At 72.0% G+C, this 13,999-nt stretch carries 15 protein-coding genes; 12 read left to right on the top strand and 3 right to left on the bottom strand.

Translation table 11 applies throughout. From position 1 onward, the window contains the following. From E1295_RS51560 to E1295_RS43220, 6 genes are all read left to right on the top strand, one after another. The coding region (locus E1295_RS51560; protein ID WP_132640374.1) for a carbon starvation CstA family protein at nt 1-291 on the top strand (291 nt) is incomplete at its 5' end. Beyond that, a complete protein-coding gene (locus E1295_RS43240; protein WP_132640372.1) occupies nt 281-799 on the top strand; it encodes a (2Fe-2S)-binding protein in 519 nt (172 codons plus the stop codon). The genes E1295_RS51560 and E1295_RS43240, both read left to right, overlap by 11 nt. Continuing rightward, a complete protein-coding gene (gene cutA, locus E1295_RS43235) occupies nt 796-3,162 on the top strand; it encodes an aerobic carbon-monoxide dehydrogenase large subunit (RefSeq protein WP_132640370.1) in 2,367 nt (788 codons plus the stop codon). Before E1295_RS43240 ends, cutA begins: the two co-directional genes overlap by 4 nt. Next, a complete protein-coding gene (locus E1295_RS43230) occupies nt 3,159-4,178 on the top strand; it encodes a leucine-rich repeat domain-containing protein (RefSeq protein WP_132640368.1) in 1,020 nt (339 codons plus the stop codon). Before cutA ends, E1295_RS43230 begins: the two co-directional genes overlap by 4 nt. 50 nt (nt 4,179-4,228) lie before the next feature. Then, nucleotides 4,229-4,633, top strand: coding sequence for a hypothetical protein (locus E1295_RS43225; RefSeq protein ID WP_246081086.1), 405 nt, complete (start codon nt 4,229-4,231; stop codon nt 4,631-4,633). A gap of 8 nt (nt 4,634-4,641) precedes the next feature. Next, a complete protein-coding gene (locus tag E1295_RS43220; protein ID WP_246081084.1) occupies nt 4,642-5,139 on the top strand; it encodes a hypothetical protein in 498 nt (165 codons plus the stop codon). Between the two features lie 6 nt (nt 5,140-5,145). Here E1295_RS43220 and E1295_RS43215 read toward each other — a convergent pair whose 3' ends face one another. Beyond that, nucleotides 5,146-6,201, bottom strand: coding sequence for a LacI family DNA-binding transcriptional regulator (locus E1295_RS43215; RefSeq protein WP_132640364.1), 1,056 nt, complete (start codon nt 6,199-6,201; stop codon nt 5,146-5,148). Between the two features lie 101 nt (nt 6,202-6,302). On the opposite strand from E1295_RS43215, the gene E1295_RS43210 reads away from it, so the two are divergent. From E1295_RS43210 to E1295_RS43190, 5 genes are read left to right on the top strand one after another with little or no spacing between them, the layout of a single operon-like run. Beyond that, nucleotides 6,303-7,532 (top strand): amino acid ABC transporter substrate-binding protein, encoded by a 1,230-nt coding sequence (locus E1295_RS43210; protein ID WP_220449181.1) that lies wholly within the window; start codon nt 6,303-6,305, stop codon nt 7,530-7,532. Further along, nucleotides 7,529-8,407, top strand: coding sequence for a branched-chain amino acid ABC transporter permease (locus E1295_RS43205; protein WP_220449180.1), 879 nt, complete (start codon nt 7,529-7,531; stop codon nt 8,405-8,407). The genes E1295_RS43210 and E1295_RS43205 overlap by 4 nt, the downstream gene beginning before the upstream one ends. Next, on the top strand, nt 8,391-9,380 hold the full coding sequence (locus E1295_RS43200; protein ID WP_220449179.1) for a branched-chain amino acid ABC transporter permease: 990 nt from the start codon (nt 8,391-8,393) through the stop codon (nt 9,378-9,380). The genes E1295_RS43205 and E1295_RS43200 overlap by 17 nt, the downstream gene beginning before the upstream one ends. Next, nucleotides 9,377-10,108: an ABC transporter ATP-binding protein gene (locus E1295_RS43195; protein ID WP_132640362.1), complete on the top strand. Its 732-nt coding sequence runs from the start codon at nt 9,377-9,379 to the stop codon at nt 10,106-10,108. The genes E1295_RS43200 and E1295_RS43195 overlap by 4 nt, the downstream gene beginning before the upstream one ends. Next, nucleotides 10,101-10,880, top strand: coding sequence for an ABC transporter ATP-binding protein (locus E1295_RS43190; RefSeq protein WP_132640360.1), 780 nt, complete (start codon nt 10,101-10,103; stop codon nt 10,878-10,880). Before E1295_RS43195 ends, E1295_RS43190 begins: the two co-directional genes overlap by 8 nt. Here the strand turns inward: E1295_RS43190 and cydB are convergent. Together cydB and E1295_RS43180 are read right to left on the bottom strand one after the other, a co-directional pair. Then, a complete protein-coding gene (gene cydB / locus E1295_RS43185; RefSeq protein ID WP_132640358.1) occupies nt 10,849-11,730 on the bottom strand; it encodes a cytochrome d ubiquinol oxidase subunit II in 882 nt (293 codons plus the stop codon). The genes E1295_RS43190 and cydB overlap by 32 nt on opposite strands. 9 nt (nt 11,731-11,739) lie before the next feature. Continuing rightward, nucleotides 11,740-13,086 (bottom strand): cytochrome ubiquinol oxidase subunit I, encoded by a 1,347-nt coding sequence (locus tag E1295_RS43180; RefSeq protein WP_132640356.1) that lies wholly within the window; start codon nt 13,084-13,086, stop codon nt 11,740-11,742. Between the two features lie 161 nt (nt 13,087-13,247). Between E1295_RS43180 and E1295_RS43175 the strand changes: the two genes are divergently transcribed. After that, nucleotides 13,248-13,937 carry an SRPBCC family protein gene (locus E1295_RS43175; protein WP_132640354.1) on the top strand — a complete coding sequence of 230 codons (690 nt, stop codon included), beginning with the start codon at nt 13,248-13,250 and terminating at the stop codon, nt 13,935-13,937. The last annotated feature ends 62 nt before the right edge of the window (nt 13,938-13,999 follow it).

Raw genomic sequence — 13,999 nt, 5'->3', positions numbered from 1 at the left:
ATGGCCATCACGGCCGCCTGCGTGCTGACCCCCGGCCTCTACTTCGCGATGAACTCCCCCGCGGGCGTCGTCGGGGCCACCGTCGAGAGCGCCTCCCAGGCCGTGACGAACCTCGGCTTCGTCATCAGGCCCGAGCAGTTGTCGGCGGCGGCGCGGGCCGTACAGGAGGAGACCGAGCCCGAGAGCGACGTGCACGCCTCGGCCGCCTACCGGCGGCACCTGGTGGGCGTGCTCGCCGAGCGGGCGCTGCGGAACGCGGCGAGGGAAGGGACGGCCGCCCGTGGAGCATGAGATCACGCTCGTCGTGAACGGCGCCACCAGACGGGTGCAGGTGCCCGCCCGGCGGCTGCTGTCCGACTGCCTGCGCCACGACCTGGGCCTGACCGGCACCCACGTGGGCTGCGAGCACGGCGTCTGCGGCTGCTGCACGGTGCTGCTCGACGGCCGGCCCGTACGGTCGTGCCTGACGTTCGCGGTCACCGTGGACGGACAGGAGATCACCACCGTCGAAGGCCTGGCCCGCGAGGGAACTGAGCGACCGAGCCGCCTCCACGAAGGGGAGGCCACGGACACGCTGTCGCCGGTGCAGCGGGCGTTCGCGGAGTGCCACGGGCTGCAGTGCGGGTTCTGCACGCCCGGGTTCCTGTGCACGGTCACCGCGTTCCTGAGGGACAACCCGGCGCCGTCGGACGACGAGATCGTCGAGGGCATCGCGGGCAACCTGTGCCGCTGCACCGGCTACCAGAACATCGTCAAGGCCGTGCACCGGGCCGCCGAGCTGCTGGCGGAGGAGAGATGACGACGAGGTTGTTCGGCGAGCCCGTGCAGCGGCGCGAGGACCCCAGGCTGCTCACCGGGCAGGGGCGCTATCTCGACGACCTCGGGCGCGACGCGCTCGCCGCCGCCTTCGTCCGCTCGCCGCACGCCCACGCCCGCATCCGCGACATCGACGTGACATCCGCCCTCGACGTGCCGGGGCTCATGGCGATCTACACCTGGGAGGACCTGCCCGAGCGGGTGGGCAGGGCGCTCCCGCTGCTGATCCCGCACCCGGCGCTCACCCACGGCCGCACCGCCTACCCGCTGGCCCGTGACGTCGTCAGGCACGTCGGCGAGCCGGTCGTCATGGTCGTGGCGAGCGACAGGTACGCCGCCGAGGACGCCTGCGCGCTCATCGAGGTCGGCTACGAGCAGCTCAAGCCGGTCGTCGGCCTGGAGGAGGCCGTGCAGGGGGCCGCGCTCGTGCACGAGGACGTGCCGGGCAACGTCGGGGCCCACCTCGTGCAGGAGGTCGCGGCGGCCGACGGGCGCGGCGCCGGCGAGGCGATCGAGGCCGCGCCGCACACCCTCGCCTTCCGCCTCGACATCGAACGCAGCGCCAGTACGCCCCTGGAGGGCCGCGGCGTGTACGCCCGCTGGGACGGCAGGGACCTGCGCGTCTACTCCAGCACCCAGACCTCCACCAGCGTCCGCATGGCCGTCGCCGCCACGCTCGGCCTGCCGCTGCCGCAGGTCGAGGTGATCGCGCCCGACGTGGGCGGCGGCTTCGGCGTCAAGATCGTGCACCCGTGGCCCGAGGAGATCCTGGTGCCGTGGGCCGCCATGACGCTGGGGCGCGAGGTCAAGTGGACGGAGGACCGCAGGGAACACTTCATCTCCTCCGCCCACGAACGTGCCCAGATCCAGCACGTACGCGTCGGCTTCGACGACGACGGCCGCGTCCTCGGGCTCGACGTGACGATCCGGCACGACCACGGCGCCTACACGCCCTACGGCATCATCGTGCCGATCGTGACCTCCACCCAGCTGCTGGGGCCGTACAAGATCGGCGCCTACCGCGTCGAGTTCACCTCCGTCTACACCAACACCGTGCAGGTCACCCCCTACAGGGGGGCGGGCAGGCCGCAGGCCGTGTTCTGCATGGAGCGGACGATGGACAAGATCGCCCGGCAGCTGGGCAAGGACCGCACGGAGGTGCGGGCGGTCAACTTGATCGGGCCGGACGAGTTCCCGTACGACCAGCACATGACCTTCCAGGACGGGCGCCCGCTGATCTACGACAGCGGCGACTATCCCGAGATGCTCCGCATGATCAAGGAGCTGATCGGCTGGGACGAGCACGAGAGGCGTCCCGGCCGCGGCATCGGCGTCGGCTGTTACGTCGAGGGCACCGGCGTGGGCCCCTACGAGGGCGGGCACGTGCAGGTCACCTCCGACGGCCGGGTGCACGTCTCCACCGGGCTCACCTCGCAGGGGCAGGGGCACGAGACGGTGTTCGCCCAGATCGCCGCCACCGAGCTGGGCGTGCCCATCGAGCGGGTCAGCGTGGTCACCGGCGACACGCGCAGGTTCGGTTACGCGGTCGGTACGTTCGCCTCCCGGGCGGCCGTCATGAGCGGCAACGCGATCGCGCTGGCGTGCAGGAAGGTCCGCGAGAAGGCGCTGCGCATCGCCGCCGACGCGCTGGAGGCCGACCCGGCGGACCTGGCGATCGAGGACGGGCTGGTGCACGTGGCGGGGGCGCCGTCGGCGTCGATCCCGCTGTCCACGGTGGCCGTGCTGGCCAACCCGCTGCGCTACGCCTTCGACGACGAGGCGGCCAAGGCGACCCAGTTCTCCGGCGCGGCCTCCTCCGACCGGCCGCCGGTCGCCGAAGGGGAGGAGCCGGGCCTGGAGGGGCGCGACTACTACTCGCCGATCAGGTCCACGTTCGCGTCGGGCATGCACGCCGCCGTCGTCGAGACCGACCCCGACACCGCCGAGATCAAGGTGGTGCGCTACGCCGTCGTGCACGACTGCGGGCGGCTGGTCAACCCCATGATCGTCGAGGGGCAGATCCACGGGGGAGTGGCGCAGGGCATCGGCGGCGCGCTCTACGAGCGCATGGTGTACGACGCCCACGGCCAGCTCGTGAACGCCTCCTTCATGGATTTCCTGATGCCGTACGCCACCGAGATCCCGCACGTCGAGACCGCCCACCTGGAGACGCCCTCGCCGCTGAACCCCCTCGGCATCAAGGGCGCGGGCGAGGCCGGCGTGATCCCCGTCTCCGCGGTCATCGCCTCGGCACTGGAGGACGCCGAGGGCATCGAGATCGACCGCATGCCCATCTCCCCGTCGGAGCTCTTCGAGCTGCGCGAACGTCACGCCGCCCCGGAATGAGGCCGGAGCTGCGCGCCCCCGGGGCGGGGCTGACCTCGTTCCCCGACGTCCCTGACGACGTGCGCCTGATCGACCTGGCCTGGAACGCGATCACCGAGGTGCCCGGCCGGGTGGCCGGGCTCGCCGCGCTGGAGGAGCTCAGACTCGACGGCAACCGCCTGCGCGCCCTGCCCGACCTGTCGGGCTTGAGCGCCCTGCGCGCGCTGCACCTGGACGGCAACGCGCTGACGGCCGTCCCTGCCTGCCCGCCGAGCCTGGAGTCGCTCTTCCTGTACGGCAACCGCGTCCGCACGCTGCCCGACCGCATCGGCGAGGGCCTGCGGCACCTGTCGGCGGGCGCGAACGGGCTGACCGGCGTGCCCGCCTCGGTGTGGCGGCTGACCCGGCTCGAGTCGCTCAACCTGGCCGAGAACGCGCTGACCGAGGTGCCGCCGGACGTGGGCGGGCTGACCAGGCTGCGCATGCTCGACCTCGGGCACAACCGGCTCACCTCCGTCCCGCCCGAGCTCGGCGACCTGGCGCTCACCGACTACCTCTACCTGAGCGACAACCTGTTGACCGAGGTGCCCGCGGCGATCGGCCGGCTCGACCGGCTCGCCTACCTCAACCTGACCGACAACCGGCTGACCCGCCTGCCGGACGCGCTGGGACGCATGGCCGCGCTGGTGGAGCTGCGGCTCTACGGCAACCGCCTGGAGTCGCTGCCCGAGACGATCGGCGGGCTGACCCGGCTGCGTGAGCTGCACCTCCAGGGCAACCGGCTGACCCGGCTGCCCGCGGCCGTCGCCGGGCTGGAGGAGCTGCGGGTGCTCGACCTGCGCGACAACCTACTGGGCGAGCTGCCGGACACGTTGCCGTCCGGGCTCAGGCAGCTCGACCTGCGCAACAACCGGCTCCGGACGCTGCCCGACCGGCTGCCCGCGCTGGACAAGCTCGACCTGCGGTGGAACAAGCTCGACGGCGAGCCCGAGGTGCTGCGCCGGCTCACCGCGGGTGGGTGCGTGGTTCTACGCTGAACCGGGGCGCCGGGCCGTGCGTACCTCCGCACATGACGACTTTTCCACGCTTGGCCGCTTTCGCGCTGTTGGCCGGGCTGGTCGCCGGATGCTCCTCAGGGGGCTGGGGCGACTACGTCGCAGCAGGCGCGAAGCCGCAGCCCGCGGCGCCCCTGACCGTCGAGCAACTGTCCGCCAAGGTCGGCTGCAAGCCGAAGATGCAGGTCGAAGGAGACGACCTGCGCACCGGGTTCTGCAAGACCTCCGACGGCAGGTTCTTCGTCAACACGTTCAAGACGGAGGCGCTCAAGGATGCGTGGATGGACCAGGCGCCCGAGTACAACCCCCACCTCGTCGGACCCCGCTGGACCGTCCTCGGCCCGCTCGAGGTGCTGGAGGCGCTCAAGGAGCGGCTCGACGGCGACCTGCACCTGACCGACCACCGCGTCTCGCAGACGCCCGCACCGGCCTCATGACCGGCCTCATGACCGGCCTCATGACCGTGCCGAACTGCGGCGACGCGGAGCGCGTACCCCAGGGCATGACGACACCTCCGCGCCCGGCCGCGCTCGCGCTCCTGGCCGGGTCGGTCATCGGGCTGGCCGGGCTGGTCACGGGCTGCTCCCCGGGCGACGGGAGCGGCGGCTACCTCGCCGCGGGCGCGCGGGCCGGAGCCGCGCCCCTCACCGTCGAGCAACTGTCCGCCAAGGTCGGGTGCGAGCCGCGCCTGCGGGCCGGCGACGCCGGCGTACGCTCGGGACACTGCACGACCCCGGACGGCGAGTTCGTCGTGACGACGTTCCCCACCCGCGCCGGCAAGGACGCCTGGATGGGCGCCGCCCCCGCGGGCACCCCGCACCTCACGGGCGACCTGTGGACCGTCCTGTCCAGCCGCAAGGTGCTCGACCTGCTCAGCGAGCGGCTCGGCGGCGAGGTTCACATGACGGACCCGGAGACCCGGGAGATGCGGGTCGTCGGCTAGGTCCGCTCACCCGCGCGGCGGGGCTGTGGAGGCCCGTACCACCAGCTCGTGCGAGGTGCGGCGGCGGCGCGGCCGGCCGGCCGGCGGCCGCAGGACGAGGTCGAGCGCCTGCTTGCCCATGCCCGCCATGGGCAGCCTGATCGTGGTGAGCGCCGGATAGACGTCACGCGCCACCGGCGCGTCGTCGAACCCCGTCACCGAGATCTCCTCGGGCACCCGCCGCCCGCTGTTGAGCAGCCAGGACAGCGCGCCCACAGCCATCGGGTCGTTGAGCGCGACCACCGCCGTCAGGCCGGGGTGCGCCCGCATCAGCCTGGCCGTGGCCGCCGCGCCGCCCTCCCAGGTGAAGTCGCCGTGCACGACGGGGACGGAACGCCAGTCGAGCCCGGCCGCGCCGAACGCCGTGCGCATCCCGGCCAGGCGGTCCTCGACCGTGGTGAGGTTCGGCGGGCCGCCCAGCACGCCCAGACGGCGGTGGCCCAGGCCGATCAGGTGCCGCATGAGCGTCGCGCCGCCGGCGGCGTTGTCGGGCAGCACCGCGTCCACGGGCAGGTGGTGGCGGCCGATCACGGCGAGCCGGCCGCCCGCGGCGGTGAACGAGCGCACCTCGGCCGCCATGCCGGCGCCGCCCTCCGTGCCGCCTCGGGTCGCCTGGACGTAACCGGAGCCCGCCATCACGAGCAGCCTCACCCGGTGGGCCCGCAGCGCGCGGATCCTGGCCAGCTCGGCCCGCGGATCGCGCTGGGTCTGGCTGATCAGCGCCAGGTAACCGCGCAGCTCCGTCTCGTGCAGCACGCCCCTCGCGATCTCCCCGAAATAGGGGTCGCCGACGTCGTGCACGATCAGCCCCACCATGGACACCCGCCCGCCGGCCAGCGCCCGCGCATGGCTGTTGGGCACGTAGCCGATGCGCGAGGCGACCGCCTGGACGTGGGCCGCGACCTCGGCGCTCACCCCCGTGCTGCCCGTCATGGCGCGGGAGGCCGTCGCCAGCGACACCCCCGCGGCTTCGGCCACGTCGACCAGACGGGGCGGGGACGGAACGGAAGGTCGCTCTGCCATGCGGACGAACCCCCTTGTCCGGGGCTGAATCCCGTGTAATCGTAACCGAAAGCGCTTACGAAAGCGCTTTCGCGGCGCCTCTCCTGACGGGAGTCTCCTCGATGGCACGACTTATCAGCCGCTTAGTGATCATCTCGATGTGCGGTCTGGCGCTGACCGCCTGTGCGAAGACCGACGAACCCGGCGCCGCCCCGTCGCCCGGACAGCCGCAGGGGCCGGTCAGGATCGGCATCTCGCTCCCGCTCACCGGCGACTTCTCCGAGCCGGGCAAGGGCATCCAGGAGGGCTACCAGGTCTGGGCGGACCGGGTGAACGCCAAGGGCGGCCTGCTGGGCAGGAAGGTCGAGCTGATCTTCCGCGACGACGCCTCCGACCCCAACCGGGTCAGCTCCGACTACGAGTCGCTCATCACGCAGGACAAGGTCGACCTGGTGTTCGGGCCGTTCTCGTCGCGGCTGGTGATCCCCGCGGCGAAGGTCGCCGAGTCGTACGGCATGGTGTTCGTCGAACCGGCCGGAGCCGCCAAGGAGGTTTTCGAGCAGGGGTTCAAGCGGCTGTTCTACGCGGCCCCCGCGATCGCCGACGACCACTACGACTACCTGGCCGACCACCTCATCAAGCTGCCGGAGGACCAGCGGCCCAAGACGGCGGCGTACGCGAGCCTGGACGACCCGTTCGCCCAGGGCACCGCGTACGGGCTGCGCGACAGGCTGGCCGAGGCCGGGATCAAGACGGTCGTGGACGAGGTCTACCCGCCGGAGACCACGGACTTCTCGCCCATCGCCGCCAAGATCGCCGCGGCGAAGCCGGACCTCGTCGTCGGCGGCACGCAGTTCGAGGACTCCGTGGGCCTCGTGCGCGCGCTGCAGGAGCTGAAGGTGCAGCCCAAGCTGGCGGCGTTCTCGACCGGGCCGACGCTGGCGGAGTTTCCCGACGCGGTGAAGGGCGCGGCCGAGCACATCGTCTCACCCGTCGGGTGGTCGGCCGCCTCGACGTTCACCGGCAACGAGGAGATGGTCCGGCGGTACAAGGAGATGTTCGGCGGCGCGGCCAATGAGGACGCGGCCAACGGCTACACGGTCGGCCAGATCGTCGAGGCCGCCGTGACCGCGGCCGGGTGCGCCGACCCGGGCAAGGAGTGCCAGGACAAGCTGACCGAGCACATCAGGCAGGGCACGTTCGACACCGTGGTGGGCCCGCTGTCCTTCGACGACAAGGGCCGGCCCGAGCAGGCCCACATGATTCAGCAGTACGTGGACGGCAAGATCGAGATCGTGCTGCCCGAGCAGGCCGGGACCGCCGACCTCGTCTATCCGAAGCAGGCCTGGTGAGCCTGCTCCTGCAGGGGCTGGCCCTGGGCGTGCTGACGGGCGGGCTGTACGCGCTGCTCTCCTCGGGCCTGTCGCTGTACTTCGGCGTGATGCGGGTCGTCATGGTGGCCCATCCGGCGTTCCTGTTCCTGGCCGCCTACCTGACCTACACCGTGCACACCGTGTTCGGGGTGGACCCGTTCCTGGCGCTGCCGGTGACCGTGCCGCTGTTCTTCCTGCTGGGCGTGGCGGTGCAGCGGCTGCTCGTCGCCCGGCTGGCGCCGGAGAACGTGCCGATGATGTCGGTGCTGCTGACGTTCGGGCTCGCGCTGACGATCGAGGGGCTGCTCGGCACGTTCTACTCGGGCTCCTACAAGTCGGTCAGCATGGAGTACGCGACCAGGTCGCTGACCGTCGCCGGCGTGCACCTGCCGTACGACAAGATCATCGCTTTCGCGGTCGCCGCGCTCACCCTCGGCGTGCTCTTCGCCGTGCTCGTCAGGAGCAGGTTCGGGCAGGCGCTGCGGGCCACCATCCAGCACCGCGAGGCGGCCAGGCTGGTCGGGATCCCGACCGAGCGGGTCGCCGGCTACGGCTTCGGCGTCGGCCTGGCCACGGCCGCCGTCGGCGGGACGGTGCTCGCCCTGATCACGCCGTTCTTCCCCGCCTCCCACTGGGTGTGGATCGGCAAGCTGATGGCGATCATCGTGGTCGGCGGGCTCGGCAGCGTGGCCGGCGCGGCGCTGGCCGCCGTCCTGCTCGGCGTCGTCGAGGGCCTCGTGCTCGTCACCGTGGACGCCACCTGGGCGACGATGATGTTCTACGTCTTCCTCTTCCTGACCCTGCTCGCCCGCCCGCAGGGGTTCTTCGGAGGCCGTCTTGCGCACCGCTTCTAGAGGGCTCCCGCTGCTGGCCGCCGCCCTGGCGATCGCCTATCCCTGGCTGGTGCCCAACTACTACCTGGTGTACGCGGGCGCGCTGACCGTCATGTACGCCGCCATGGCCACCTCCTGGAACCTCCTGGGCGGATTCACCGGCTACGTCTCCCTCGGCCACTCGGCCTTCTTCGGGCTCGGCGCGTACGGCACCGGGCTGCTCGTGACCCGGCTCGACGTGCCGTGGGCGCTGGCCCTGCCGGTCTCGGCGCTGCTGGTCACCGTGTTCGCGGTGGGTGTCGGCGTGGCGGCCGTACGGGTGCGGGGCGCCTCGTTCGTGATCGTGTCGATCGCGCTCGTGTCGATGATGAACCTCGTCGTGCAGGGCTGGCGCTCCCTGACCGGCGGCTCCACCGGCCTGCAGGTGCCCTCGCCGTTCCCCGGCCTGCACCGCGGTGAGACGCACATGGTCTTCTTCCACCTCTTCCTCGTGCTGCTCGGGCTCGCGCTGCTGTCCTGGTGGTACGTCTCCCGCTCCCGCTTCGGCGCCGGCCTGCGGGCCATCAGGGAGGACGAGGACAAGGCCGAGTCGCTCGGCGTTCCGACCGCCGCGTACAAGGTGGCGGCCTTCGCCCTGTCGGCCCTGTTCGTGGCGCTGGCGGGCGGGCTCTACGCGCTCTGGTTCGGCAGCCTCGACCCGATCTTCGTGTTCTCCATCCTCATCGGCTCGTACATGGTGCTCATGAGCCTGCTCGGCGGCGTCCGGCATCTGTACGGCCCGCTGCTGGGCGCGCTCATCGTGGCGCCCGCCGGCGAGTATTTCCTGATCGCGCTCGGCGAGACGCAGGTGCACCTGGCCGCGACGGGCGTGCTGCTGATCCTCGTCGTGCTGTTCATGCCCGAGGGCATCCTGTCCAGGCTCCCCAGGAGAGGCCGAGGGCCGTCCATCCCGGAGGAGAGCGCCGGGCAGCGGCTGGAAGGAGCGGCCCGGTGACCTCGCTGCGCACGGAAGGGCTCACGAAGTCGTTCGGCGGCGTGCCGGCGGTGCGCGACGCGACCGTCGAGCTGCGCGACGGGCGGATCAACGGCCTCATCGGGCCCAACGGCTCGGGCAAGACCACGTTCTTCAACCTGGTCACCGGCATGATCAGGCCCGACTCCGGGCGGGTGCTCCACCGCGGGCGCGACCTCACCCGCCACGCGCCGCACCGGATCGCGCACGCGGGCATCGGCCGCACCTTCCAGCTGTGCCGGGTCTTCCCGCGCCTGACCGTGCTGGAGAACATGCTGGTCGCCGTCCGCCGTACGCGCCTGCGCGAGCTGCTGGCCGGGCTGCACGACAAGGGCGAGGCCGAGCGGGCCCGCCACTGGCTGCGCCGCATGGGCATCGAGCACCTGGAGCACGCCGAGGCCCGCGAGCTGTCGTACGGACAGCAGAAGCTGCTCGAACTGGCCGCCGTGCTCATGGCCGAGCCGGACCTGGTGCTGCTCGACGAGCCCGCGGGCGGCGTGAACCCGGCGCTGATCGAGCGCATCGTCACCCTCGTACGCGAGCTGAACGCCGAGGGCCGTACCTTCCTCGTCGTCGAGCACAACATGGACATGGTGATGGGCATGTGCGACCACGTGATCGTCTTCGACCGCGGCGCCCCGATAGCGGCCGGGCCGCCCGCCGAGATCAGGGACGACCCCCGCGTGCTGGAGGCGTATCTCGGTGTCTGAGGTCCTGCTCGCCCTGGAGGACGTCGTGGCCGGGTACGGCAGGGCGGCGCCGGTCCTGCGGGGCCTGACCGTCACCGTGCGCGCCGGCGAGGTCGTCTGCCTCGTCGGGCCCAACGGCGCCGGCAAGTCCACCGCGCTCAAGGTCGCGAGCGGCCTGCTCGCGCCCAGGTCGGGCCGGGTGCTGCTGGCGGGGGACGACGTGGCGGGCCTGTCGCCGCAGCGGCTGCTCGGCCGCGGGCTGGCCCACGTGCTGCAGGGGCACAGCGTGTTCCGCGAGATGACGGTGGCCGAGAACGTGCGGCTCGGCGGCTACACCGTCCGGGACCAGGCCGTGCTGAACGCCAGGATGGAAGCCGTGAAGGAGCTGTTCCCCGTCGTGGCCGAACGGTGGGGGAGCGTGGCCGGGCTGCTGTCGGGCGGGCAGCAGAAGCAGGTCGAGTTCGCCCGCGCACTCATGCTGGAGCCGGCCGTGGTGCTGCTGGACGAGCCGTCGATGGGGCTCGACCCGCGCAACACGCAGATCGTGTTCGACCAGATCGACCTCATGCGAGGGGCCGGCGTGGCGGTGCTGCTGGTGGAGCAGAACGCGCGCAGGGCACTGGAGATGGCCGACGTCGGATGCGTGCTCGACCTCGGCCGGGTGCACATCTCCGGACCCGCGCGGGAACTGGCGGCCGACCCGCGGCTCGGCCGCCTCTACCTAGGCGCGGCGCCCGCTGACCACACGGCAGGGGACGCGGCTAGGCCGCGCCCACCCGGACCCGCTTCCTGAACACCCAGTACGTCCACCCCTGGTAGACCAGGATGAACGGCAGCGTGATCAGCCCGATCCAGCTCAGCATCGTCAGCGTGTAGGCGCCCGAGGCCGCCTCGGCCAGCGTCAGCCCGGGCAGCGGCCGCGCGTGCAACTGCACGAAGACGGCCGGCGCGGTCAGCACGATGGCCGCCGCCGTGGCCGCGAACGCCCAGCCCTCCCTGCGGCGCCAGATGAGCGCCGTGGCCGCCGCCAGCGCCCCCATGGCGGCCAGCGCGGGCGGCGTGCCGAGGCCCGACAGGGCGAACACGGCCACGGGGACGGCCACGGCGCTCGCGGCCAGGGCGGCGGAGCGGGCGCGGCGGCGTACCGGGCCGGTGGTCTTCAGCGCCAGGAACACGGCGCCGTGCAGGACGCACACCGCGAGCGTGAACGCGCCTCCGAGCAGGGAGGCGAGCGGGCGTCCGAACAGCAGGTCGGCGAAGATGGCGCCCCACAGGAACGCCGGCAGCGCGCTGCCCGCCACGATGCCCACGTCGCACCAGCGCGGGGAGGCGACCTTGCCGCGCCACTCCAGGCCGACCCCGCGCACGATCAGCCCGACGAGGATGAGCGTGACCGGCAGGTAGAAGGAGCTGAACACGCCCGCGTACCAGGCGGGGAACGCGGCGAACATGGCGCCCACCGCGGTGATCAGCCACACCTCGTTGCCGTCCCACACCGGGCCGATGGTCTCCAGGCTCTGGCGCCGCTCCGCGGCGTTCCTCCCGACGAGCGGCGCCAGCATCCCGACGCCGAAGTCGAAGCCCTCCAGCACGAAGTAGCCGGTCCACAGGAAGGCGATGATGACGAACCACAGATCGATCATGTCCGCTCCTCAGTACATCAGCGACGGTTCGAGCTGCTCGGCCGGGGCGGCGGGCCGCTGTTCCTCCTCGGCGCCCGCGCGGACGTGCCGGGTGAGGAGCACGACCTCGGCGACGGCGAGCGCGCCGTACAGCAGCGTGAAGACGGTCAGCGAGGTGGCCACCTCGGTCAGGCTCACGCCGGGCGACACGCTGGCGGCGGTGAGCAGCTCGCCCGCGACCGTCCACGGCTGGCGGCCGATCTCGCTGAGCAGCCAGCCGGCGATCACCGCGGCCAGCGGCAGCGGCAGGGCCCACAGGAACGCCCGCGCCAGCCACCCCGGCAGGTCGCGCCTCCCACGGGTCAGCCAGAGGCCGAGCACCGACAGGGCCACCGTGGCCATCCCGAACCCGATCATCACCCGGAACGACCAGAACACGACCGGCTGGTTCGGCCGGTAGTCGCCGGGGCCGAACTGCTGCTCGAAGCGCCGCTGCAGGTCCTCGGTGCCCTGGACGGTGGCGCCCGGGTCGTTGGTGGACAGGAAGCTCAGCAGAGCGGGGATCTCGACGCCGGGGGCGACGCTGAAGGCCGCGCCCGCGGTGTCGCGCTCCAGCCCTTCGGCGGAGGCCAGCTTCATGGGCTGCTGCTCGTACATCAGCTTGGCGGACATGTCGCCCGTGCCCGCGACGACGGCCCCCGCGATCGCGGTCATGATCAGCGCTCCCCGCGCGGCGCTGCGCCACATGCCGGCGCGCGTGCGCAGCAGCAGGTATCCGCTCACCGCCAGCACGAAGCCGCCCGCCACGACGAACGCCGCCCCGACCACGTGGGGCACCTGGGCCAGCGCCGTCGAGTTGGTCAGCACCGCCCACAGGTCGGTCATCCTGGCCTTGCCGTCGACGACCTCGTAGCCGACCGGGTGCTTCATCCAGGCGTTGGCGGCGAGGATGAAGTAGGCCGACACGTTGGACCCGATGGCGGCCGCCCAGATGCACGCCAGGTGCGCCCTCTTCGGCAGCCGGTCCCAGCCGAAGATCCACAAGCCCAGGAACGTCGACTCCATGAAGAAGGCGAGCAACGCCTCCATCGCCAGGGGCGCTCCGAAGACGTCGCCGACGAACGTGGAGTATTCACTCCAGTTCATCCCGAACTGGAACTCCTGCACGATGCCGGTCACCACGCCCATGGCGAAGTTGATGAGGAAGAGCTTGCCGAAGAACTTCGTGAGCCGCAGGTAGTGCTCCTTGCCCGTGCGGTGCCAGGCCGTCTGCAGGGCCGCCACGAAGACGCCCAGGCCGATGGTCAGCGGCACGAACAGGAAGTGGTACACGGTGGTCACCCCGAACTGCCACCGTGCGAGGTCAAGTGCGTCCATCGTCTGCGTCGACTCCCGTGAGCTCTACAAGCTGTAGTACGTCTACTTGCAGTAGTACTACAAGCTGTAGAGCAATGGGGTGCGACCTTGGTCACAGTCCTTCTCCCGTCTGGCAGGTGTTGCCCTTATCCGGCCTGGTCGCCGCCGCCTAAAGTTGCTCCATGAAAGTGGGTGGCAGCGCCGTGATCGGCGTTCAGAGGGACCAGGTGTGGACGGCGCTCCAGGATCCGGCGGTGCTGGTGCGGACCATTCCGGGGTGCGAGCGCCTGGAGGAGTCGGGGCACGACACGTACCGGATGACGGTCAACGCGGGCGTCGCGTCCATCAGAGGGGTCTACCAGGGAGAAGTGGCGCTGACGGACCCGCTCGCGCCCGAGAGCTTCACGCTCAGGGCCCGCGGGCAGGGCGCGCCCGGCACGGTCGACGCGACCGTCGTGGTGCGCCTGACCGAGATCGACGGCGGGACCCGCGTGGACTACGACGCCGACGCCGTCATCGGCGGGATGATCGGCGGGGTCGGGCAGCGCATGCTCGGGTCGGTGGCCAGGCGGACGGCGGGCGAGTTCTTCTCGGCCGTCGAGGAACACCTCCTCACGCCCGATACCACCACGGACCACGCAGGTGAGCCGGGCGCCCCCGCGACGGGGGCCGCGACGGGGACGGCGTCGAGGGCTGGGACGGCGGGTGCCGTCCGGCCGGTGGGGGCGGTCCACGAGCGTCCCGCCAGGGCGCGCACGGAGACGCGGCCGTGGGTGATGCTGGCGTCGTTCGGCATGGGCGCGGGCGTGGCGGCCGGCGGCGTCGTGCTGGGCTGGCTGCTCGGCCGCGGCTCCCGCCACCGCACTCCCTGACCCCGGCCCGTCCCGCCCCACCCCGCGGCGGGGCGGGACGGGCCGGGGTCAGGGAGTGCGGT

Source organism: Nonomuraea mesophila, from assembly GCF_004352805.1.
Classification (GTDB): Bacteria; Actinomycetota; Actinomycetes; order Streptosporangiales; family Streptosporangiaceae; genus Nonomuraea; species Nonomuraea longispora.
Note: the sequence above shows the minus strand (reverse complement) of the source record. Positions and strands in the feature narration are given on the sequence as shown.